Genomic DNA, 8,023 nt, shown 5'->3' with positions numbered 1-8,023 from the left:
TTTTTTTTTACCTGTTCAATTAAACTGGATGGTAACAATTCTCTCAGTAGTGGCAGCCAATAATTCAATGTATCATTTGCTGTGGACTCACTTACTCCAAACTGGATGCCGTTGGTACGAAACCTCAGTCAGAAATTTTATTGTTGGCTTACTGGAGCAAGAAACTCATCTCATCCCCTGAAAAGTCAAGTTTGCAGCAAATTATCAATAGAGGATTTGAAACTCAAGCAAAAGAACGGGTAAAAGGCAGCATGAAGGGACAGTTACTACTGCTGGAATTCGTGATGGAAAAAAATAGTAACCATTTACTATACCTGTCAGACATTATTCTGAGGGTAAATTAATGAGTCGCAAATCCAAATTTTTTATTGCACGCGCTGATCGGCGATTAGGCGATCGCTACGAACTCCTTGAATGTTTAGGAGATGGTACTTACGATTGGGTTTGGCGATCGCATTTAGACAAGTTGCTAATACTCAAATAGATTATCGACCCATGCGTATCTTGTCACATCGGCAGCAACCTTCTGAAGATTGGTCAACCCAGGCTTTACGGTTGTTAGAAGCAAGAGCCTACTCTCAACTAGAAAATTTAGCACATTTAGAGTTTGAAAGTAGCTCTGACCCTCATGCTTTCTTACTGATGATCACCGCAGCATACAGAGACGGAAGGTATTTTGATTGCTTAAGAGATATTGAAGCACATCCATACTTGTTAAATGCCGATTCTCCTTTAAGAGGCGATCGTTGTCGCATTGGATTAGCTGCATATATGCAAACGCGGCAAATTCATCAAGCTTTTGAAATGGTAGAAAAGTGTTTAGCAATTGAGGGTCTTTTGCCAGACCTGTTACTTAAAAAAGCTTCACTTTTGGGTTTACAGGCAAGGTATGAAGATGCCGCGAAGATTTTGTTATTGTTGAATCGCGAACGCCCAAACTATCCTGCCATCCTTAAACGCCTTGTGTTGGTTTTTGAGCAATTGAGAGATACAGGTAAAGCTGTTGCCTTTTTGCAAGCGTATGCAAAAATACTACCTAAGTTTATGACGGCTACTTAATTTATTGGGCATACGTAGAGAGGGTAACTAATTGTTCTTCAGTAATCGCGACTAAGTAAGTGTGTTGGAGAATTCCAAGTATGTAACGAAATATAAATTTAGGCAATACCTTAGAAATTCTTTATTTCACGGTTTTGACAAAACTAAACATATATCGGTTTTATCCTGCCTACCTATTTACTTGAGATCAGAATTTTACATAGATTCTGAAATTCTGATTTCTTGATCCAAGTTCCCATCTGTACCAGTTGGTTTCCAAGTTTATTCTCTAGTTTCCAAGTTTATTATTCAGTTTCCAACTTTATTCTCGTTTTACAACCTATAGCTGATAAGAAGCAGTCAAAGCTACTGCCAAAGCATCCGCAGCATCATCAGGCTTGGGAATTTCATCTAAATCCAACTCCCGCGCCACCGCTTCTTGCACATCTAACTTATCAGCATTGCCATAGCCTGTTAAAGCTTGCTTAATTTGAGCAGGAGTAAACTCTACATAGGGAAGACGACGCTGACCCAACACCAAAATGAGTACACCCCGCGCCTGTGCAACCAGGATTGTACTTGACATACGATAGAAGAATAGTTTCTCGATCGCAACCAAATCTGGTTGAAATTCCTCCATTACGGTGTGTAAATCATCGAATAAGGTACATAGGCGCTGTCCCATTTCTACATCTGCCGACGTTTTGATTACTCCAAAATCAAGCATATTTACTGTAGTCTCTTGTACTTTTTTAGGATTTTGTATGCAAGTAATTACCCCAAATCCTAAAATTGCCAGTCCTGGATCTAATCCTAAAATTCGTTTTTCCATCAAATTCACTTTTACCAACCCAGGATATTGTTTAACTAGAAATACTGGCAATCTTGACCACTTGTTCTTAGTCTAATGGGATTGACAAATATAATAGTTTCACGCCTAGTGTTTTAAACCAAGTGGTGTACATTTTCTGTTAATTATTATTTGTAGCACTGCTCCAAATTAGGTATGTCAATTGGTTTTCTCAGACAAGCCCTCAACGCCCTGCAAAAGCAGTCGCGTTCTCGTACTTCCTATCGGGTTAACCAGTGGTTCAAATGGTTATCCCCTGGACTATCGGTAAAACGTTGGTTGTTGATCAGCATTGGGGGTGTACTGCTGGCGAGTTTGGGTTTAGCTATCTGGATTAAGCTGACCCCAATTTTTTGGATGATTGAGTTGTTTAGGGGTTTCCTGGGAGTAATCACCAACATTTTACCCAACTATATCAGTGGGCCTTTAGTACTGCTTTGCGGCTTGCTGTTAGTGCTTTGGGGGCAAACTCGCACTGTCGGCTCAATTACTAAGGTACTAAGAGCAGAAGGCGGAGAGGAACTCATTGATGTCTTGTTGGCCCATCATCGATTGTACCGAGGCCCGAAAATAGTGGTAATTGGCGGTGGTACGGGACTTTCTACGTTGTTGAGGGGACTGAAAACCTACAGCGCTAATATTACTGCTATTGTCACTGTCGCCGATGATGGTGGCTCTTCTGGGCGGTTGCGTCAAGAATTTGGAGTGCTACCACCAGGGGATATTCGCAATTGTTTGGCTGCTTTAGCAGATGAAGAAAAGTTATTAACAGAATTGTTTCAATACCGTTTTCGGGCTGGAGATGGGTTAACAGGTCACAGTTTTGGTAATTTGTTTTTGACGGCAATGAGCGACATTACTGGAGATTTAGAACAAGCAGTTGCAGCCAGTTCTAAAGTGCTAGCGGTACGGGGACAAGTACTACCAGCAACTCTCAGTGATGTTCATCTTTGGGCAGAATTAGCCGATGGTCGCCGCATTGATGGGGAGTCTAGCATTCCCAAAGCTGGCGGTAAAATTGTCAAAATTGGCTGCATTCCAGCTAATCCTCCGGCGGTACCAGCAGCTATTAAGGCACTTAAAGAAGCTGATTACATCATTATTGGCCCAGGTAGCCTGTATACAAGCTTGATTCCTAATTTATTAGTACCAGAAATTGCCGATGCGATCGCTCAAACAGATGTCCCCCGTATTTATATCTGCAATATAATGACTCAACCAGGAGAAACTGAAGGCTACACTGTTGCAGATCACATCAGAGCAATTGATGCTGCTTGTGGGGAAAGACGGCTATTTGATGCTGTACTGATACACAAAAAAGCCCCCTCAGAGCAATCGCTCATGCGTTACGCTCAACAAAACTCCCATCCTGTCTTTCTGGATAGAGAAGCTGTCACTCAGCTAGGGCGAAGGATTGTTCCAGCTAATGTTTTGTATGAAGATGAAACGGGTTTTGTCCGTCACAATCCGCAGAAACTAGCACGAGTGTTGTTGCGGTGGTACGGTAGAGGTCAGTCCCTCCGGGGAATTCAAAATTCAAAATTCAAAATTCAAAATTCAAAATGAAGAAAAATGAAAATTTGTCATTGGTCATTTGTCATTAGTGAATAACCAATGCCCCATTCCCAAATTATGAAAATTTTCCTTGCAGATACAGAGGCGACGCTACGCTTAGGTATGACTCTCGGTGAATCCCTGACCCCTGGTAGTGTAATTTTACTAGAAGGTGATTTAGGCGCTGGTAAAACTACCCTAGTTCAAGGTATTGGCAAGGGTTTGGGAATCACTGAACCTATTGTCAGTCCGACTTTCACTCTGATTAATGAGTACACGGAAGGACGCATCCCCCTTTATCACCTAGATTTATATCGCTTAGAACCACAAGAAGTTGCAGCCCTAAATTTAGAAAGTTATTGGGAAGGTGTTGAAGTCATACCAGGAATTGTGGCAGTTGAATGGGCAAAACGATTGCCCTACAAGCCAGATAGCTATTTAAGTGTGAGTTTGACTTATGAGCATGGGGGTACTCGTCAAGTCGAACTTCTACCCTTCAATTGTGCCATTAGCGAAGTCATTGCCGCGATTTAAGAACTTCACACTCGTTCTATCTGCCACTACCACGCTCACCACTGTAAATCACTAACATTGTTATCTCAACCCAAAATAAATGAAAAAACTTTGTAACAGCAGCTTTATTACTGCAATAATCAGTTTTTTAACTGATTTAGATAGAGTATGAATTAAGAAAATCTAAACTGTTGTTGGGTTAAATGAGAGTTTTCACAGAGCTTAGTCAGCTTGGTTTAACCCGATTGTTTCTCTACTGTCATTAAGAGAAACAATCTGGATTATTTAGCAGCCAAAGCTAGTAGAGAAAGTTAAACAACATCAAGCTCTGTAGAAGTTGTCTAACTTTTCCTTAGACTCAATATACCCAAAGCAAAGTCATAATATATACAGAATAATACTGATTTATAAAATGTTTAAAAATTAATTTAAGTAATTTTAAATAGCAATAAATTATTTTATTTACATCTGTAATTCACACTGATATTAATAAAGCTTTAAATAAAACATCTCGTATTTCTACGATAATTATGTAGAAATACGAGATGTTTTTCCTATATTAATTGGCACTATAGGACTCATATTTGATTGCTTAAAAAAAACTCAGCACACTTTTATTCCTTTTTACCTGTTTCCTATCTCTACGAGTGATTTAGGAACCAAAGACGCTCGATAGCGCAGCGTAAAGCCTGCGGCATGGCTTCTCTACGAGACGCTACCGCGAACGCTTAGAGCGACGCAGGAGCGTCTGACTCGCTACCGCTTCTCTACGAGACGCTACGCGAACGCTATCGGATTCCTATAAGATGTCTACGTAGATGCACTAGTTAACTTTAATGAAAGAGGCGATCGCCTCTTTTATTGGAGAACCGGAGTCGTCTCTGGTATAGTACGTAAGACCTTTAGCAATGAATGCAGAAGTAGTATTTATTAACTGCTCAATAATCTCCGGATTAGTGTTATCTATTTCTTCAGTGACTTTTTTCCCTGTAAATTGGTTTTTTCGATCTTCTGGAGCTAATACAATGCGGGGATCTTTATAAGTCTCTTTTGGCTTGGGTTTAAATGTTTCATTTAAGTTAAACTGAAGCCGTAAATAACGTTTAGAATCGTATCCACCCATAATTTGTCGGCAAATAGTACTATCAATCTCAGATGTAGGTTCCATAAATATGTTAGTCAGATTTTGTACCCAGTCTAAGCCTCTCCATTTGCTTATTTGCTTATATTGATATGGTTCACCAGTTTGACCTGTGCCAATAGAAAGGATAGAAATATCTTCCAATCGTAGATTATCCAGTTTATATTTTTGCTTGATTGTTGGAGATACTGAAGACTGACTAATCCTCATAACTAAACTCAAAGCTGCCAGAGCAGGGTTATTAGCAGAAACTCCTCCATCAATATGTGGAAATTCCCAATCACCAAATTTTTCTTTATCTACAGGTTCTAATTTATATGGTGGAAAAAAAGTAGGGGCTGAGGCAGAAGCGGTACATATCTCCCATAAGTAACAGTCATCGTACCATCTATCTCCTAGATCAGGATGACAGTTTGTAAAAAAGGTTGTATTACGATATAGCGTATCGTAAGCAAGAATTAAGAGAATAGGTTTTTCAATATCCTTTATTTTTGTGGATTTATACGCATCTTTAAGGACGTTAATAATTCCATTATGAGAATATTTAGATGTTGAAAATACATCAATAATTGATTTTATGAGGGGCGGAAAGTTTTTATAGCGCTCTTTTCTATCCAGAGGAAAGATATCTTTACCTCTATCTTGATATAGTTTAATGAGTTCATTACTTTCCTTTCCTACAGCAATCCCTCCTGCTAATATTGAACCGGTAGAAGTGCCAGCAATCAGATCAAAGTATTCGTGTAAGAAGTTTCCTTTGCCCTGATTTCTAATTTCTTGTTCTACTTGTTGAAGTATTCGTGCTGCAACGACACCACGAATACCGCCACCGTCTAAAGCCAAAATTTTGAAGGACATAGTTATTCTCTTTGATTATTTTTATAGTTATGTTTCTGGGAACCAGCATCATGAGATAAATCGCAATACCGTTCTATTAGCTTGTTTACTCTTATCCGGCTGGAAGATACCTCAGTTTTTTTACGTAGACGCAGACTCCTAGTACCGCAAGGCGGAGTCGAAGTGTCAAAAGTCAAAATAAATACAACGTCAGCGTTTTGTTGATTTGGAATGGTTTGTTTATTTCCGCCGCGCTGTACTAGGTAGAAGCAAGCTACGCAAAGCGTATTTCAGAGAAGAACGCTTTGTAGGTAAAAGAGGAATAAATAGGTAATTTTATAGCGGGAAGGAAGTAGTTATTGAAGATTTGGCTTGAGACATTTATAAATAAATTCAGGGTTTCAAGTTGCACTTTTTGATACAACGACAAGTCAATACCCTTTGGTTAAAAGGGTAAAGGAAGAAAAATAAGAATTTTCGCCTTTTAGCTTTAACTAAACCGCATTGGTCTAGTCTTGACTCTGGATAGATAAAAATCTTGCCAGTTCAAGTATGGCTTTGATGTATAATTTTTTGTTAACTACGTAAGCTTCAATAAATATTTCCTTATAAGAAAGTTAAAGCTTGACCCCGCACTTGCGTATTTACCTGGCCTTTGTCATAAACTACTTCACCACCAACAATAGTGGTTGTAGCCCAACCGGTGAGGTTCCAGCCTTCAAAGGGACTCCAACGGCATTTGGTTAAAAGTTCCTCGCGCCGGACTGGACGGTATGTATTTAAATCTACAAGCACTAAATCAGCATCATAACCAGGTGCGATCGCTCCTTTATTGGGAATACCATAAGCCACAGCGACATTTTTTGACATCCAGTTAACAACTTGAGCCACAGTACATTTTCCCTCCATCGCCGCAGTTAACATCAAAGCCAGCGAAGTTTCTACCCCAGGCATTCTCGAAGGAGTATTAGGATATTCTTGAGCTTTTTCTTCTAAGGTGTGCGGCGCGTGATCTGTAGCGATGAAATCAATCACACCATCGCGTAAAGCTTGCCAGAGAACTTCGTTATCGTGGGGCGATCGCAACGGTGGATTCATCTGTGCTAAAGTACCAATCTGCTCATAAGCACTGGTATTCAACAGCAAATGCTGTGGCGTTACTTCAGCTGTTACCCAACTAGGTTTCTCCTGACGCAGCAAATCTGCTTCTTCGGCAGTTGACATGTGCAGAATATGCAGACGACGGTGATATTTTTGAGAAAGTTTTAATGCTAGTTGGGTTGCCAGCAAAGCCGCTTGATTATCTTGAATTTGTGAGTGAACGGCTGGATCGTGGATGTTGGCAAACTCTTGGCGACGTTGGTTGATTCTAGCTTGGTCTTCGGCATGAACGGCAATCAAGCGATCGCCTTTGGCAAATATCGCAGATAGGGCTGTTTCGCCATCAACTAACAACTGGCCATGCATCGACCCCATGAAAATCTTAATTCCTGGTGTTGGCTTTGCTAAAAGCAAATCTGGGAGATTCTCTGGTGTTGCCCCAATAAAAAACCCATAATTTACCAAGCACTTTTGTGAGGCACGTTCTAGCTTGTCATCTAAAGCCTGCTGTGTGGTTGTCAGGGGGCGCGTATTAGGCATTTCTAAAAAGGAAGTGACTCCGCCTTTGGCACAAGCACAACTGGCGGTGAATAAATCTTCCTTGTGTTCTAGTCCAGGTTCCCGGAAATGTACCTGCGGATCGATAACTCCCGGCAACAAAGTTAACCCTTCTGCGTCAATTTCAGTGGCTAGTGCCGTTTGGGAGATTTCTGGGGCAACTTCGACTATCTGGCGATCGCGGGTCAACACATCCCCAATCATCAGTTCACCATTGGGTAGAATTATGCGAGCGCGGCGAATCAGTAAAATTTGTGGAGATGACATAGAGTTAAAAAAGTTTAGACAAGGAGCTATGTATTACAGAGAACCATGCTTTTAGGTTAAACTTATTCGCGCCCGGAGTAACCAATTTTTGCCGCGCGTTAAAAAAAAGGTAACTGCCCAGGTAGGAATACCAGGAATATTCCCATGAGGGAAGAAAGATGGTA

8 protein-coding genes are annotated in these 8,023 nt (G+C 40.5%); 4 read left to right on the top strand and 4 right to left on the bottom strand.

Features of this window, described 5'->3' with window-relative positions; translation table 11 throughout:
* Positions 1–107: transposase family protein (locus VB740_RS15960; protein ID WP_323200951.1), on the bottom strand; the 107-nt coding region annotated here is incomplete at its 3' end.
* Positions 108–343: 236 nt separating this feature from the next.
* Between VB740_RS15960 and VB740_RS15955 the strand changes: the two genes are divergently transcribed.
* On the top strand, positions 344–484 hold the full coding sequence (locus tag VB740_RS15955) for a hypothetical protein (RefSeq protein WP_323200949.1): 141 nt from the start codon (positions 344–346) through the stop codon (positions 482–484).
* 11 nt (positions 485–495) lie between these two features.
* Positions 496–1,059: a hypothetical protein gene (locus VB740_RS15950; protein WP_323200948.1), complete on the top strand. Its 564-nt coding sequence runs from the start codon at positions 496–498 to the stop codon at positions 1,057–1,059.
* Between the two features lie 319 nt (positions 1,060–1,378).
* Here VB740_RS15950 and ruvC read toward each other — a convergent pair whose 3' ends face one another.
* Positions 1,379–1,870 (bottom strand): crossover junction endodeoxyribonuclease RuvC, encoded by a 492-nt coding sequence (ruvC, locus tag VB740_RS15945; protein WP_323200947.1) that lies wholly within the window; start codon positions 1,868–1,870, stop codon positions 1,379–1,381.
* Positions 1,871–2,044: 174 nt separating this feature from the next.
* On the opposite strand from ruvC, the gene VB740_RS15940 reads away from it, so the two are divergent.
* Entirely contained in the window at positions 2,045–3,454 is a 1,410-nt protein-coding gene (locus VB740_RS15940) for a gluconeogenesis factor YvcK family protein (RefSeq protein WP_323200946.1), read from the top strand.
* Positions 3,455–3,520: 66 nt separating this feature from the next.
* The gene (gene tsaE / locus VB740_RS15935; protein WP_323200950.1) at positions 3,521–3,976 is read left to right on the top strand and encodes a tRNA (adenosine(37)-N6)-threonylcarbamoyltransferase complex ATPase subunit type 1 TsaE; all 456 of its coding nucleotides are present in this window, start codon (positions 3,521–3,523) and stop codon (positions 3,974–3,976) included.
* Between the two features lie 802 nt (positions 3,977–4,778).
* Here the strand turns inward: tsaE and VB740_RS15930 are convergent.
* Entirely contained in the window at positions 4,779–5,954 is a 1,176-nt protein-coding gene (locus VB740_RS15930) for a patatin-like phospholipase family protein (RefSeq protein WP_323200945.1), read from the bottom strand.
* Between the two features lie 585 nt (positions 5,955–6,539).
* On the bottom strand, positions 6,540–7,859 hold the full coding sequence (locus VB740_RS15925) for a dihydroorotase (protein ID WP_323200944.1): 1,320 nt from the start codon (positions 7,857–7,859) through the stop codon (positions 6,540–6,542).
* Between the last annotated feature and the right edge of the window lie 164 nt (positions 7,860–8,023).

The sequence above is a fragment of the Nostoc sp. UHCC 0251 genome (assembly GCF_034932245.1).
GTDB lineage: Bacteria > Cyanobacteriota > Cyanobacteriia > Cyanobacteriales > Nostocaceae > Nostoc.
The sequence above is the reverse complement of the archived record's forward strand: the minus strand, read 5'-3'. Positions and strand labels throughout refer to the sequence as shown.

What these genes read in the sequence shown, in the direction of transcription:
- VB740_RS15955 (WP_323200949.1), top strand. Translation starts at nt 344, where the DNA reads ATGAGTCGCAAATCCAAATTTTTTATTGCACGCGCTGATCGGCGATTA.
- VB740_RS15950 (WP_323200948.1), top strand. Translation starts at nt 496, where the DNA reads ATGCGTATCTTGTCACATCGGCAGCAACCTTCTGAAGATTGGTCAACC.
- ruvC (WP_323200947.1), bottom strand. Translation starts at nt 1,870, where the DNA reads ATGGAAAAACGAATTTTAGGATTAGATCCAGGACTGGCAATTTTAGGA.
- VB740_RS15940 (WP_323200946.1), top strand. Translation starts at nt 2,045, where the DNA reads ATGTCAATTGGTTTTCTCAGACAAGCCCTCAACGCCCTGCAAAAGCAG.
- tsaE (WP_323200950.1), top strand. Translation starts at nt 3,521, where the DNA reads ATGAAAATTTTCCTTGCAGATACAGAGGCGACGCTACGCTTAGGTATG.
- VB740_RS15930 (WP_323200945.1), bottom strand. Translation starts at nt 5,954, where the DNA reads ATGTCCTTCAAAATTTTGGCTTTAGACGGTGGCGGTATTCGTGGTGTC.
- VB740_RS15925 (WP_323200944.1), bottom strand. Translation starts at nt 7,859, where the DNA reads ATGTCATCTCCACAAATTTTACTGATTCGCCGCGCTCGCATAATTCTA.